General features: G+C 70.9%; 10 protein-coding genes and 1 tRNA gene. 5 read left to right on the top strand and 6 right to left on the bottom strand.

Annotated features, from left to right (window positions below; all coding sequences use genetic code 11):
* Window positions 1-283 precede the first annotated feature (283 nt).
* Window positions 284-796 carry an NUDIX hydrolase gene (locus NOSIN_RS21560; RefSeq protein ID WP_077693701.1) on the bottom strand — a complete coding sequence of 171 codons (513 nt, stop codon included), beginning with the start codon at window positions 794-796 and terminating at the stop codon, window positions 284-286.
* Window positions 797-1,688: 892 nt separating this feature from the next.
* Here NOSIN_RS21560 and NOSIN_RS27340 point away from each other — a divergent pair.
* Together NOSIN_RS27340 and NOSIN_RS21555 are read left to right on the top strand one after the other, a co-directional pair.
* Window positions 1,689-1,859: a hypothetical protein gene (locus tag NOSIN_RS27340; protein ID WP_170293744.1), complete on the top strand. Its 171-nt coding sequence runs from the start codon at window positions 1,689-1,691 to the stop codon at window positions 1,857-1,859.
* Window positions 1,860-1,990: 131 nt separating this feature from the next.
* Entirely contained in the window at window positions 1,991-4,972 is a 2,982-nt protein-coding gene (locus NOSIN_RS21555) for an AfsR/SARP family transcriptional regulator (RefSeq protein ID WP_077692489.1), read from the top strand.
* A 5-nt stretch (window positions 4,973-4,977) separates the two neighbouring features.
* On the opposite strand, the gene NOSIN_RS21550 is transcribed toward NOSIN_RS21555, so the two are convergent.
* Both NOSIN_RS21550 and NOSIN_RS21545 read right to left on the bottom strand, forming a co-directional pair.
* Window positions 4,978-5,823 (bottom strand): oxygenase MpaB family protein, encoded by an 846-nt coding sequence (locus tag NOSIN_RS21550; protein WP_077692488.1) that lies wholly within the window; start codon window positions 5,821-5,823, stop codon window positions 4,978-4,980.
* A gap of 250 nt (window positions 5,824-6,073) precedes the next feature.
* Window positions 6,074-7,129, bottom strand: a complete 1,056-nt coding sequence (locus NOSIN_RS21545; RefSeq protein WP_077692487.1) for a DUF4037 domain-containing protein — start codon at window positions 7,127-7,129, stop codon at window positions 6,074-6,076.
* A gap of 509 nt (window positions 7,130-7,638) precedes the next feature.
* Between NOSIN_RS21545 and NOSIN_RS21540 the strand changes: the two genes are divergently transcribed.
* Entirely contained in the window at window positions 7,639-8,157 is a 519-nt protein-coding gene (locus NOSIN_RS21540) for a lytic polysaccharide monooxygenase auxiliary activity family 9 protein (RefSeq protein WP_077692486.1), read from the top strand.
* 419 nt (window positions 8,158-8,576) lie between these two features.
* On the opposite strand, the gene NOSIN_RS21535 is transcribed toward NOSIN_RS21540, so the two are convergent.
* A tRNA-Pro gene (locus NOSIN_RS21535) sits at window positions 8,577-8,653 on the bottom strand.
* 71 nt (window positions 8,654-8,724) lie between these two features.
* Window positions 8,725-9,645 (bottom strand): metallophosphoesterase, encoded by a 921-nt coding sequence (locus NOSIN_RS21530; protein ID WP_077692485.1) that lies wholly within the window; start codon window positions 9,643-9,645, stop codon window positions 8,725-8,727.
* A 98-nt stretch (window positions 9,646-9,743) separates the two neighbouring features.
* Between NOSIN_RS21530 and NOSIN_RS21525 the strand changes: the two genes are divergently transcribed.
* The gene (locus NOSIN_RS21525) at window positions 9,744-10,199 is read left to right on the top strand and encodes a GatB/YqeY domain-containing protein (RefSeq protein WP_077692484.1); all 456 of its coding nucleotides are present in this window, start codon (window positions 9,744-9,746) and stop codon (window positions 10,197-10,199) included.
* A 190-nt stretch (window positions 10,200-10,389) separates the two neighbouring features.
* Here the strand turns inward: NOSIN_RS21525 and NOSIN_RS21520 are convergent, their stop codons facing one another.
* Window positions 10,390-12,768, bottom strand: coding sequence for a penicillin-binding protein (locus NOSIN_RS21520; RefSeq protein WP_077692483.1), 2,379 nt, complete (start codon window positions 12,766-12,768; stop codon window positions 10,390-10,392).
* 441 nt (window positions 12,769-13,209) lie between these two features.
* Here NOSIN_RS21520 and NOSIN_RS21515 point away from each other — a divergent pair, with 441 nt between their 5' ends.
* A complete protein-coding gene (locus NOSIN_RS21515; protein ID WP_077692482.1) occupies window positions 13,210-13,533 on the top strand; it encodes a WhiB family transcriptional regulator in 324 nt (107 codons plus the stop codon).
* Window positions 13,534-13,593 lie beyond the last annotated feature (60 nt).

Raw genomic sequence — 13,593 nt, 5'->3', positions numbered from 1 at the left:
GCACATCAGGGCTCGTCCCTGACATTCCCCCTACCTGCGTGCAGTATCCCGACAACGTCCGGGACGGGCCGCCTGGTTCCCCTCAGGACCCTGGTTCTGGTTTCGGGTCGTGTGTATATCCGGCTTTCACGTGTCCGATACTCCATGCCCGACCCGTACGCGTCCGTCGTGGAGGGCCCGAAGCGTACGCGGGCCGCTTCACCGCCGGCCGGTCCCGCCCGGTCGGGGACCGGGCCCGGCCCGTACGCGGGACCGCTCCGCACGGGACCGGAGAAGCCCGGGGTCAGTCGGCGGCGGAGGCGCCCGGGTCGCCCGTCCTCCCCGCGGTCGCGGCGGCCAGGTCCGCGCACAGGTACGGCCAGGCGGTGCGGAACGCGGGCAGCAGGGGAAGCGACTCGGCCGAGCGCACCGGCACCCAGCGCACCTCCCGGCTCTCGGAGTTGCCGGGCCGGAACGGCGTCAGCTCCGGCAGCCGCGCCAGGAACGTGTCGTAGCGCCACACGTTCAGGTCCTGCTCGTGCACGCCCAGCAGGGTGTACTCGGCCAGTTCACCGTCGACCTCCTCCCGGAACTCGCGCACGGCGGCCTCCAGGGGCGTCTCGTCCCGGTTCCGGGCGCCCCCGGGGATGCCCCAGGTACCGCCCATGTGGGTCCACCCGGCCCGGTGCTGGAGCAGTACGTGGCCGTTCCCGGCCATGTCGGTGGCGTACAGCAGCAGACCGGCCGCGCCGTAGATTCCCCACCTGCGGGATCCGTCCGGCAGGCTCACCCAGCCGTTTCCGTCGCCGTCCAGCATCACGTCCTCCAACTTCGCGCCCTCCAGAACCGCCGGCGTCCGTCCACCCGGCCACTCCCTAGAACCTACGGCCCGTACCCGGATCTTCCACAGCCCTCGTGCCGGTCGGTGTACGTGCTCGACCCCACACGGCGCCGCCGACCCCTGTCGGCCCCCGCCGGTGGCCCACTGGCCGCACACCCGCCCCCTGCGCGAGCCGACGTCCCTCGCCGGGCCCGGTGCCGGGTCCCGCCCTCCGGCGGCGTCTGCGGCGATCTGGACGCCGCGCGGCCCGCACGCGCACTTCCACGGCACCCTGTTCGGAAGAGCTTCCCGAAGAAGCCGATAATGCCACTTGTGGAACGCGGTTCCTGGAATTCCGCCACGGGAGGGCAGGGGAATGGACGCGGTTTTTCCGTCCGTTTCGCGCAAGCAGGGAGAAGTGCGCGCGAAGTGCGCGCGCTTTCGCCGTGGCCGCGGTGTTCCTCCCCGGTCAGGTCCTCGTGGAGGAGGGCCCCTGCCGCCTGCCCGGGCGGCGTCACGGCAGGTGCGGACCGGCCCTGACTGTCCGCAACCGGCCAGCCACTGGCCATCGCGGCCCCCGGGGATCAATGATGGCGCGACCCCACAACCGCTGCGGTTACGCCGGTTCCGGCGCTGAAAGAAGACTGAAAGCGGAGTGGAAGAGTATCTCTCTAGTGTGGAACACGTTCGACGCGATCGGGTCCGCGAGAGGACGGCTTGCGGACCCGGCCAGTGCGACGTTCGTTGGACACATGCCACCCGTGGTGTGCTTCGAGGCGGAACCCGCCACGGGTGGCCAGTCCGCCGGAGGGCGGATTCGATGATGCTTCGTAGGAGGCGTAGGGCGACGTTACGGCTCTACGCGAGTGCTGTGAGACGAGGAGTGCGAGTGCCGAAGATGCTGACCTGGGACGAGGAGTTCGAGGCGATCGTCGCGGACGTGGCCCCTGATGCGAAGATCAGCCCCTTCCAGGAGCCCGACCCGACGAAGAGCGCTCCCGCCGAGGAGCAGCCCGCGGAGAGCGCTCCCGCTGAGGAGAAGCCCGCCGAGGAGAAGTAACTTCTTTTCGGGGTAGTCCAACGGTCACTCCGAGTACCTGAGTGGAGGGGGGTACTCGGAGCCGTTGGCATGTCCGTATTCCCTTTTCTTGCCAATGGCCCTTGCTAGGGTTGCTGTTTGTGGAATTCGGCGTGCTTGGCCCCATCACCGTCTGGTCCGACGGTCGACCCGTTCCGGTCGGCGGTCCGCGCCAGTGCTGCGTGCTGGGGGCTCTGCTGGTGCACCTGGGCCGCGAGGTCACCATCGAGCAACTCATCGGTTACCTGTGGAACGACGACCCGCCCCGCACCGCGCGGTCCGTCATCCAGGTCCAGATCTCCCACCTGCGCCGCACCCTTCCGGACACCATCGCCACGACCTCCGGCGGCTACATCCTCGACGTCGATCCCGAATCCGTCGACCTGCACCGCTTCCGCAGGCTCAAGGACGCAGCCGCAGCGGCCGAGTCCAAGGCGGCGGTCGAACTCCTGGAACGGGCTCTGGAGTGCTGGCGCGGAGTGCCCTTCTCCGGTGTCGGGTCGGAGTACCTGGACTACTCCGTCGTCGCCCCCCTGAAGGAGGAGTACTGGTCCTCGGTCATCGCCTGGGCCACCTGCGCCCTGGAGCTGGGAAGGTACTCCGACGTGGTCTCCCGGCTGACCCCCATGGTCAGCGAGGAGTTGTTCCGGGAACGCCTGCACCACCTGCTCATCACGGCCCTGTGGCGTGACAACGAGCGTGCCAAGGCGCTCTCCGTCTACGAGGAGCTGCGGACCAGGTTCGCGGAGGAGCTGGGCGTCGATCCGGGACCGGAGCTGGTCGCCCTGCACACCCGGATCCTCCAGGAGGACCCTCCAGAGAAGGGGGAGGGCTCGTCCACGGAGGAGCCGGGCACGCACTTCGTGGTGCGCAACGACCTGCCCAGGGACCTGCCCGACTTCACCGGGCGCCAGGACTCCCTGCGGCGGTTGGACGAGGCGGCCCGTGCCGGGGAGGACCGCGCCCAGGTCTGCGTCATCACGGGCAGCGGCGGTGAGGGCAAGACGACCACCGCGGTCCGGTTCGGCTACGAGGCGGCCAAGCGCTACCCCGACGGGCAGTTGTTCATCGACCTGTACGGCTACACCACGGACAGGGAGCCGCTCGACGCCGCGTCGGCGCTCGGAGCCCTCTTGCGCGCGGTCGGCGTCGAACCCGAGGCCGTGCCCGAGTCCCTCGACGAGCGGTCGGCACTGTGGCGGGCGACCCTCATGGGGCGCCGGGTGCTGCTCGTCCTGGACAACGCGGCCAGCTACGCCCAGGTCAGCCCGCTCCTGCTGTCCTCCCCGGGGTCGATGACCCTGATCACCACGCGCAACGAACTCTCCGGACTCAGCGGTGCCCGCTTCCTCTCCCTCGGCGTGTTCGACGAGCGGTCCTCCCTGGAACTGTTCGGGCGGGTCCTGGGGGACGAGCGTGTACAGCGCGAACCCGAGCAGGCGCGGGAGATCATCCGGATCTGCGGCGGTCTCCCCCTGGCCCTGCGCGTGGTCGCGGGACGCATGCTCAGCCGTCCCAGGTGGTCGTTCGCGCACGTCGCCCGGCGGCTCGGCGAGCAGAACCGCAAGTTCCGCGAACTCCAGGTCGAGGGGCAGAGCGTCGAGTCCGCCATCGACCTGTCCTTCCAGAGCCTCAACCGGGACCAGAGCCGGGCCTTCCTCCTCCTGGGCCTGATGATCGGCAGCACCATCGACCTCGGCGGAGCGGCCGCCCTCCTGGACATGTCGGTGGAGGACGCCGACGACATCCTGCAGGAGCTGGTCGGGGTATGCCTGCTGGAGGAGCCGCAGGGGGACGTGTACCGCCTGCACGACCTCATCGGCGCCTTCTCCCGGGACCGTGCGGACATGGTCCTGTCCGCGGAGGAGGCGGACGCGGCCAGACTGCGCCTGGCGGAGCAGTACATGGCGACCGCCCAGCACGCCGCCGACCTCCTGGGTCCACGGGGACACGAGGACGTCGAGGTACGTCCCGGCTACCGTACGGAGCTGTCCGGACGGGAGGACGCGGAGAACTGGTTCAGCCTGCACCAGGAGAACCTGGCGGAGACGATCGAGTACTTCGCCTCGCACGACAACGGTGAATACGCCTGGCGCATGGCCGACGCGGTGTGGCGCTTCTACGCCCTCCACGGCCAGATGGGTCTGCTGATCAGCTCACATCAGCGGGCGTTGCAGATCAGCGACAAGCAGGGCAACCGGCGCGGGCGTGCGGTGACCCTCATCGGGCTGGGCATCGCCCACTGCCTCTCGGGACGCTTCGACGAATCCCTCGACTTCCTTACGGAGGCTCGTGACCTGCTGAACTCGACGGGTGACAGCAGAGGACTGGTCCGTGTACTGGCCAATCTGGGCATGGTCTATGAACGTGTCGGCCGTCTCGCGGACGCTGCTGAGGCCATCCAGGGCGTGCTCGACTACGCGGTCCAACTGGGGGACACCCGCCTGGAGGCGTTTCAGTGGGGCGGCCTCGCCGTGGTGAAACAGGCACTCGGGGAACACACCGAGGCACTGCACTGCGCGGAGCAGGCCATGGCGAAGACCACGGGAGAGGACCAGGACGAGGCGAGGGCTCAGGCCAAACGCGTCATGGGCGAGGCCCGTGCTGGACTGGGTGAGCTGGACCTCGCCTTCCAGGACCTGAACGAGGCGTTGGAACTGTCCCTGCGCCTTCGTCTGGTGGGCAACCAGGTCTACGTGCACAACACCCTGGGCATCGCCTATCGGGCCGCGGAGGCCTGGGAGGAGGCCGTCGAGTCCCACACCGAAGCACTGACAGTGGCGGAGAGGTCGGGACACCGCAGCGGCGACGCCGAGATCCGCAGCGACCTGGGGATCACCTACGCCGCCGCGGGTCGTTATGAGGAGGCCGCGGCAGAGCTGGAGAAGGCCCACGCCATGGCGACCGAGCGCAGTGAGCGCTACATGGTCGCCCGTGCCGCGCTCGCCCTCGGCCGGCTGCCCGCACCGACCATGGCGGCGGACCGGGCACGGGAGCTCCTGAAGGAGGCGGAGGAGGTCTTCACCGAGCTGGGACTGGCCGAGGCGGAGGAGGCCAGGAAGGCCCTGGAGGACCCGCCCGCCTCCCTCGGCTGACGGCCTCAGCCGGCCTGGCCGAGAGTCCCCTTCGCCCCGCGCGGCCCCGACCGGCGCCGCGGCGGACCCAGCCAGCGCGGTCCCAGCAGCCCGCGACGCATGGTCCACAGGCACAGGGTGGTGGGCAGGAAGCGCACGGGCCGGGGGATGCGCGGGTACACCGCCCGGGTCACCCGCACGACCCGGTCGAAGCGGCGCTGGCGGGCGTCCGACCAGGGGATGGCGAACTGCTCGCGCAGGCGGGGCGGGAGCAGCCCGCCGGTCAGGAGCGACTGCACCCTCATGAGCGGCCGCAGGGGCAGGGACTCCGGGTGGAACAGCTGCTCGGTGATCCTGCGCGCCTCCTCTCCCACGTGCAGTCCGGCCACGGACCTGTCCCAGTAGGCGTCGAACTCCGCCAGGCTCGTGGGCCACTTCTCCTCGGGCAGGCCCAGGGCGGTGCCGAGCACCGACGCCTCGCGCAGGTGCCGGGCGCGCTCCTCCTCACCGGGCTCCCCGAACACCATCGCGTACAGGCGGGAGGTGGAGTCGTACAGGGTGGCGGCCACCCACAGCAGCAGGTCGTCGTCGAGCGCGCGGTATCCCGGGCCGTTCACCTTGCGGTGCATCGCGCGGACGATGGCGTGCAGGCGCTCCCGTTCCTCCTCGGTGCCGTAGATCGTCCCGTACACGAAGTAGAGGGTGCCGAGCAGGCGGTTGAACGGCCGGGTGGAGAAGTCGCTGTGGTCGTGCACCCCCTGGGCGACGCTGGGATGGGCGATCTGGAGCAGGACGGCGTACCCGGCGCCGCCGAGGGCGCAGGCCTCCCCGCTGATCCGGCGCAGGGGTGGTTCATCGGACGATCGGCCCATGCCTGGGATCGTACGACACCCCGTATACCGGGGCGGAGAGGGCACGCTGTCGGGAATCGGTGCCGAGCACACTGTCGGGAAACGGGAGCCGCGCACATCCGACCCGGAGCCGGGGCCGGACGCTCCTGCCGGTGATCGACGCCGGGCACATCTGCCGGGGCCGAGGCCGGGGACGCTCCCCGGGCGCGTCGGGGACTCCTGCCTCTCCCGGGCCCCGCCGCCGGTCCGACGCACGTCCCGAGAGGGTGCCTCACGGCTCCAGGGAACGGAAGACCTCCGGCCGGGTCAGGGCGTCGGTGCTGTCGACGAACTGGTCGACCGCGCCGACCGGGGGACGTCCCACGAGTGCGGGGTCCCCGATCCGCTCCAGCAGGGCGCGGGTGAACCGGGCCGAGTCCAGCACCGGCCAGGGGCGGTCGTGGAACGGCCGGAGGCCGGTGTCCAGGGACTCGGCGAGACCGGTCCGGTTCTGCCACGCGGCGAGCAGGGAGCACGCCTCGGCGAGGGCGCCGGCGTCCGCGTCCAGGCCGCGGGACAGCGGCGGGGTGAGCGCCTCCGCCTCGGGAAGGCGGGAGAAGGCGCTGCCCAGCCACTTGGAGTAGGGCGGGTAGCGGCGGGACAGCAGCAGGGCCAGGCGCATGAGGTCGCGCACCAGCCGGGCGGCCACCACCCGGGCGCCCAGGGGGTCGCCGACCTCCGCGCAGCGGCCGGGGAAGGCCTCCTCCTGGGACACGCGCTGCCACTGGCAGGCCAGCACGTACCGCCACACGTCGCCCGGGTACCAGGCCAGGCGCTTCCGGACCCCGGTGAGTTCGCCGGTGTCGTCGTGGAAGACGGCGCCGCCGACCGTCTCGGCGAGCCGCTGGGCGGGTGTGGCGAGCCAGTCGGCGGTGGTCACGCCGCCGCGCGGGTCGAAGCCCACCTGCCCGCGGAACCAGTCGCCGAGGTCGAGGACCTCCACCCGGTGGCGGCCGTCGGGCGCGTCGGCGTCGGGCAGCCAGGTACCGGGAGGGCCGTCTCCGGGGGCGAACCGGGTCGGCCAGCCGCGCACCCGGTCGGGCAGGCCGTCGGCGAGCATGTCCAGCACCCGCCCGCGCTCGCCGGAGTCGGCCACGAAGAGCTGTAGGCGCGGTCCCCATCCGTGGTCCGTGGAGCGATCGGTGTCGAACCCGAGGACCTCGGAGCCCGGACCGAGCAGCGCGGCGGCGTGCGGAACCGGACGGCGTCCGGCGGCGAGCAGCGGAGCGACCGCGTCCGTGTAGAGGGCCCGGGACAGATCCAGTCCCGGGAGGAAGCCAGGGGACATGCCCGCGAGCCTAGGGTCGGGGGCCGTCGGAGGCCACTGCTTTCCGTCGCGGGGCCCTGCGGAGGCCGGGGTAAGAAAAATATATCTCCGGGGGCAGGTACGGTCCGCCCGGCCCCCGTCGGCGGCATTGGTCTACACGGTCCCCGGATAGACCACGGCCCATAACTGTAAGGTGTCTTTCCAGTTGGTGGCCCGAAGGAGCCGGGCCTGTCGGCAGTACCAGTGCCGGAGGGTGAGCGAGTGGGCACCTCACCCGGTACGGGTGGCACCCGGTTCCCCTCCGTAACAGGAGTCTTGACGTGTAGTGACGGTCTCTTTACGGTCTTCGCAACAGGTGGAAGGAAATGCCGGGGACGCCCGGAATTTCCGGGACAGTGCCGTCCGCCGTCCGCACGGGGGATATCCGGACCCCGATGGACGGCCTCCGCCCGCCTGGACCGGCAACGGTCCGGGTCACCCCGCTACGACCCCCGACCCGGGATCGTGACCCGAAAGAAGGGCCCCCGCTCATGAAGATCCGCAGCAGAATCCGCTCCCTCGCGGCCGTCGCCGCCGCCACCGCGCTGACCTTCACCCTGATGCCCGCGGGCGTCGCCAGCGCACACGGCTACGTCTCCGCACCCATGAGCCGCCAGGCGCAGTGCGCCGCGATCATGGTCCAGTGCGGCGGCATCAAGTGGGAACCGCAGAGTGTCGAGGGCCCCAAGGGCCTGATGAGCTGCTCCGGCGGCAACTCCCGGTTCGCCGAGCTCGACGACGACAACCACGGCTGGCACGTCACCGACGTGGGCAACTCCCTGACCTTCACGTGGACCCTCACCGCCATGCACTCCACCGCCAACTGGGAGTACTTCATCGGCGGCCAGCGCGTCGCCAACTTCAACGACCACGGCGCCCGCCCGCCGTCGACCGTCCGGCACACCGTGGACCTGTCCGGCTACAACGGCCGACACACGATCCTGGCCCGGTGGAACGTCGCCGACACCAGCAACGCCTTCTACTCCTGCGTGGACGTCAACATCCGCTAGGAGCACCACGGAGGACATCCGCTGGAAGCCCACGGTTCCCCGGCCCGGTCACGCACCGGGCCGGGGAACCGGCGTTCGACGGGGCCGTCGGTCCCGCCTCGGGGACGGCGCCCCAGGACTCCGTGCGCGCGCCGGTCGGCTCCTCCCGGGCGCGGTGCGCGATGATCCCGTACACGGTCGTCTCCGCCAGAGTGGTGTGCCCCAGTCAGGGCGGTGACCGCCAAGAGCCCTCCGGCCGGTCGCGGGATCCGCGCGTCGGCAGCACCGGCGCTGTGGGCGCCCGTGGTGTCCGGTTCCACGACTTCCCCGACGGACTCCTCGGCACGGAGCTGCTCGCTCGTGGGCCTGGACCATGGCCGAGTCGCCCCGCCTGCCCCACAACGACAAGAGGCCGGTCCCGAAGGACCGGCCTCTTGCTCTGGTCGGGGTGGCGGGATTTGAACCCACGACCTCTTCGTCCCGAACGAAGCGCGCTACCAAGCTGCGCTACACCCCGAAGCAACGTCCCCAAGTCTAGCGGACGTCAGGAGTGCTCGCGCACGCTTTCTCGGCCGCGCGGACCAGTCCTCAGGAGGCCGCCACGATGTCCAGCAGCGAGGCCTCCGGGCGGCAGCAGAACCGCACCGGCGCGTACGGCGAGGTGCCCAGGCCGCCGGACACGTGCAGCCACGCGTCCCCGTACCCGTGCAGTCCCCAGGCGCGCCTGCGGTCGATCCCGCAGTTGGTGACCAGCGTCCCGTAGAACGGCAGGCAGAGCTGGCCCCCGTGCGTGTGCCCGGCCAGGAGCAACTGGTAGCCGTCGGCCGTGAACCGGTCCAGGTTGGACGGCTCCGGGGAGTGCAGCACGCCCAGGCGCAGGGCCGCCGACGGGTCCGCCGGTCCGGCGACCTCCTCGTACCGGTCCAGCTTGATGTGCGAGTCGTGCACACCGGCCAGGGCGACGTCCAGGCCGCCGGCCCTCAGCTCCCCCCTGCGGTTGTTCAGGTCCAGCCACCCGGAAGCGGACATGGCCGCGCCCAGTTCGCGCCAGGGCAGGTCCGGCACCCGGCGCTTGCCGTAGTCGTCCTTGCTCGTCCGCCACAGGTAGCGGGCCGGGTTCTTGAGCTGCGGTGAGAACAGGTCGTTGGATCCGTACACGAAGGCGCCCGGCCGCTCCAGCAGCGGCCCCAGAGCCTCGGTGAAGGGACCCACCGCGTCCGGGTGCGCCAGCGAGTCGCCCGTGTTGACCACCAGGTCCGGCTCGTAGGCGTCCAGCCCCCGGATCCAGTCGATGAGCATCCTCCGGCCCGGCGTCAGGTGCGCGTCGGACAGGTGCAGGATCCGCAGCCGCGGGCTTCCGGGCGGCAGGAGGGGCAGCTCGTAGCGGCGCAGCCGGAACCAGTTGCGCTCGATGACCGAGGCGTAGGCCAGTCCCGCCGCGCCGACGGCGCCCGTGACCGCGGCCGCGCGCCCCACCCGGCGCAGGAGTCCTCTGTTGTCGGCGCCCATCTTCCTCCTTCGTTGTTGTGGAGATCGTCGCAGATGCCGTGGTGCACCCGCGCGCAAACCGTTGGTGGGCCGGTCGCCCGCCGCCGTAGGATCAGTCCATGTCCGAACTCAAAGAGCGCCTCAAGAACGACCTGACCACCGCCATCAAGGCGCGTGACAAGGTGCGTACCGGGACCCTGCGTATGGTCCTGGCCGCCATCTCCACCGAGGAGGCGGCCGGTGCCGCCCAGCGCTCCCTCGACGACGAGGGGGTCACCCGGCTGCTGACCCGCGAGGCCAAGAAGCGCCGCGAGGCGGCCGAGGCGTTCGAGAAGGGCGGCCGGCCCGAGCAGGCCGAGGCCGAGCGGGCCGAGAGCGAGGTCATCTCCGACTACCTGCCCAAGCAGCTCACGGACGAGGAGCTCTCCGCCCTGGTGGCCGAGGCCGTCACGGAGACCGGCGCCGAGGGCCCCAGGGCGATGGGCCAGGTCATGAAGGTCGTCAAGCCCCGGGTCGCCGACCGGGCCGCGGGAGACCGCGTGGCCGCCGAGGTCAAGCGCCAGCTCGCCGGCTGACACGGTTCCCCTGAGCTCCACCTCTCCCCGGCGCTCCGCCCGTAGTCCCCGCTGCCCCGTGGACCCGCCGTCCTGATCCGGACGGCCGGCACGGCCCCCGCGGCACGGGCCCCGCGCCCGACGCGCTCCGCCCGGCATGCGAGGGGGCGGCGGTGTCCGCACCGCCGCCCCCTCTCGCTGGCCGCCTCGCCTACTCCTCTTCCCTGACCGTGGGAGTGGAGGCGGGCTGGGCCGGGAACCAGTCCTCGTCGTTCCCCCGGCCGTCGGCCGTTCCGCCGCCGCGGCTCAGGAACACGTTCACCGTGGCCCCGTCCGGCAGCCGGGTGCCCGGGTCCGGGTTGACCGCGGCCACCGTTCCCTCCGGCTCGGCGGAGCGGATCCGGGTCCCGGACACGTTCACCGTGTAGCCGGCGGCCTCCAGGGCGCTCACGGCGGCCCCCTCCGACAGGCCGACCACGTTCGGCACACCGCCCTCGTCACTGGCCGGGTCGGCGTCGCTCTCCGGCTTCGGGGGCCGGGGGGCCGACGTCGAGCCGAACTGCGCCGGCGGCGACGGGAGCTGCTTGACCTCCAGCCCCTCGTGGGCGCCCTTCATGGTCTCTCCCCAGATCGGGCCGGGGATCGTCGCCCCGTAGACCACGCCGTAGTAGTCGTCCCCGATGGTGACGCCGCGCAGCGGGTACTGCTGGGGGCCGCGCGGGTCGCCGACGAAGACCGCGGCCGCCATCTGCGGGGTGAACCCGGCGAACCAGGCCGCCGCCGAACCGTCGGTGGTGCCGGTCTTGCCCGCCGCCGGACGCCCGATGTGGATGTTGGCCGCGGTGCCGCCGTTGAAGGGCTGGGTCAGCAGGTAGCTGACCCCCTTGGCGACCTCCTCGTCGAGCACCCGCGAGCACTCCGGCTCGATGTCGATCGTGGTGCCCGACTGCTGGTCCTTGATCTTGGTGATGGCCTGCGGCTCGCAGTAGATCCCGCCCGAGGCGAAGGTCGCGTACGCGTTGGCCACCCGCAGCGGGGAGACCTCCTCGCTGCCCAGGGTGAAGCTGCTGTTGGCCAGCGTGTTCGGGTTCTCGGTGAACAGCGTGCCGTCCGCGCGCTTGAGCCCCAGTTTCTCGGCCATCTTCATCACGTCGCAGATGCCCACCCGCTCCTGGAGCTGTGCGAAGTAGGTGTTGGACGACGCCTTGGTCCCGGACACCATGTTGTGCGTGGTGCTGGAGTTCGTGTCACCGGCGTTGCTGGGAGACCAGGTGCTCAGGGTGCCGCCGTTGCAGCTGCGCTGCCCGGAGATGGACACGCTGGACGGGGAGTTGAACGAGGTGCTGTACGGCAGCCCCTCGTTCAGGGCGGCGGCCAGGGTGAAGGCCTTGAACGTCGACCCGGCCTGGAAGCCGTTGCTGCCGCCGCGGTCGGCGTCGGTGGTGAAGTTGATGGAGGTCTCGCCGAGCTTGCTCTCGTCGGGCCCGTAGTTGCGGCTCTGGGCCATGCCGAGGATGTGGCCGGTGCCCGGTTGGATGACGAGCTCGGCGCCCACCTTGCGGGACTCGTTCTTGCGGGGCACCCACTTGTCCACGGCCGCCTGCGCGGACTCCTGGGTCTGCGGGTCGAGCGTGGTGTGGATCTGCAGGCCCGCGGTACGCAGCCAGCGCGCCCGCTCGGTCTCGCTGGGACCGAAGCGCTCGTCCTTCTCGATCTCCTGGACCACGTAGTCGCAGAAGAACGGCTGGTCGCTGGGCACGCAGCCGTTGGGCGGCGTGGACAGGTCCAGCTCCATCGGCTCCTTCTTGGCCTCCGCGGCCTCGGCCTCGGTGATGGCGCCGGTGGCCACCATGCGGTCGAGCACCACGTTGCGCCGGTCGATGGTCTGCTCGGGGTTGAACCGTGGGTTGTACAGGTAGGGGTAGCGGACCAGCCCCGCGATGGTGGCGGCCTGGTGCAGCTCCAGGTCGCTGGCGGGCACCTGGAAGAAGTGCTGCGCGGCGGACTCGACGCCGTAGGCCCCGTCGCTGAAGTAGGCGATGTTGAGGTAGCCCTCGAGGATCTTGTCCTTGCTCATCCGCTGTTCCAGGGCCACGGCGTAGCGCAGCTCCCGGATCTTGCGGGCGATGGTCTCCTCACGGGCCTCGTCCAGCTCCTCCTGGGAGGTGGCGGCCTCGATCTGCACGTTCTTGACGTACTGCTGCGTGATGGAGGAGGCGCCCTGGGTGTTGCCGTTCATGGTGCGGATGGCGGCGCGGAACGTGCCCGCCACGTCGATGCCGCCGTGCTCGTAGAAGTGGGCGTCCTCGATGGCGAGGATCGCGTCGATCATGACCGGCGAGACGTCCTCGATATCGACCAGTTCCCGGTTCTGGTCGAAGATCTCGGCGATGACACCGCCCTCGCTGTCATAGATCGTCGATCTTTGCGGTGGAGGAGGAGTCTCCAGGTTGCCGGGCATGTTCAGGAAGTTGCTGGCGACGTTACGGGCCGTGATCCCCAGGCCCCCGACCGCGGGAAGGGCGAGCGCGGCGACGAGGAGACCCGCGATGGCGCCGATGACGACCAGTTGGCTGATTCTTTGAAGCAATGTCCCCTGACCCACCCCATCAGACTAAGTGACCACGAACGCGCGAAGTGGTGCGATGTGGAACGGACAGTGCGCGAACGCGCAGAAAGACCCGCGTTGTCCCGCGGGCTGTGCCCCCATGCCATCTTTTCATGCTTATCGCAGACCAATCGCTACACGGTTCGGTGCTGCGGGGGTCCGTGCGTCCGGCGCGGAGGGCCGTACGGCCCCACGCAATGGCCCGAGCGGGCCATATTCGGTTGGACGAAAAGTGGGTCGAGTGGGTTCTGTCGGCGCGGCGCACAGATCCGTAACTTTCTAGGCAACGGGGGTGGACCTCGACGCACCCCACGCGGCAGCGGGAGCCTACCCGTCCTCCCCGGCCCCTCGGGACAGCGGGAGCCCCGTGTCCCGGGAACCCCGCCGGCGCACACGGGCGGGTGCGCACACAGGGAGTAGGGCATGTGGACCGACCAGTGGACGACCAGGGCGCTGTGCCGGCGCGGAGACCCTGACGCGCTGTTCGTGCAGGGCGCGGCGCAGCACCGCGCCAAACTCATCTGCCAGAGGTGTCCGGTACGTACCGAGTGCCTGGCCGACGCCCTCGACAACCGGGTCGAGTTCGGCGTCTGGGGCGGCATGACCGAGCGCGAGCGGCGCGCGCTGCTGCGCAAGCACCCCGGCGTCGCCAGTTGGGAGCCGCTTCTACAGGAGGCCGACCGCGAGGGCGGGGGCGACCTCGCGAGCTACGCGGCCGCGTACGCCGACCGCACGTCCGCGGCCTGACCCGCGAAGGACCCGATCCGTGAAGGAGCCCGACCCGCGAAGGATCCGATCCGCGGCGGC

It is taken from the genome of Nocardiopsis sinuspersici (genome assembly GCF_001998325.1).
In the GTDB taxonomy this organism is placed as follows: domain Bacteria; phylum Actinomycetota; class Actinomycetes; order Streptosporangiales; family Streptosporangiaceae; genus Nocardiopsis; species Nocardiopsis sinuspersici.
Note: the sequence above shows the minus strand (reverse complement) of the source record. Positions and strands in the feature narration are given on the sequence as shown.

Bases quoted from the DNA above. Each gene is read 5' to 3' on its own strand.
- NOSIN_RS21550 (WP_077692488.1), bottom strand. From the start codon at position 5,823: ATGGGCCGATCGTCCGATGAACCACCCCTGCGCCGGATCAGCGGGGAG.
- NOSIN_RS21515 (WP_077692482.1), top strand. From the start codon at position 13,210: ATGTGGACCGACCAGTGGACGACCAGGGCGCTGTGCCGGCGCGGAGAC.
- NOSIN_RS21560 (WP_077693701.1), bottom strand. From the start codon at position 796: ATGCTGGACGGCGACGGAAACGGCTGGGTGAGCCTGCCGGACGGATCC.
- NOSIN_RS21525 (WP_077692484.1), top strand. From the start codon at position 9,744: ATGTCCGAACTCAAAGAGCGCCTCAAGAACGACCTGACCACCGCCATC.
- NOSIN_RS21530 (WP_077692485.1), bottom strand. From the start codon at position 9,645: ATGGGCGCCGACAACAGAGGACTCCTGCGCCGGGTGGGGCGCGCGGCC.
- NOSIN_RS21540 (WP_077692486.1), top strand. From the start codon at position 7,639: ATGAAGATCCGCAGCAGAATCCGCTCCCTCGCGGCCGTCGCCGCCGCC.
- NOSIN_RS21545 (WP_077692487.1), bottom strand. From the start codon at position 7,129: ATGTCCCCTGGCTTCCTCCCGGGACTGGATCTGTCCCGGGCCCTCTAC.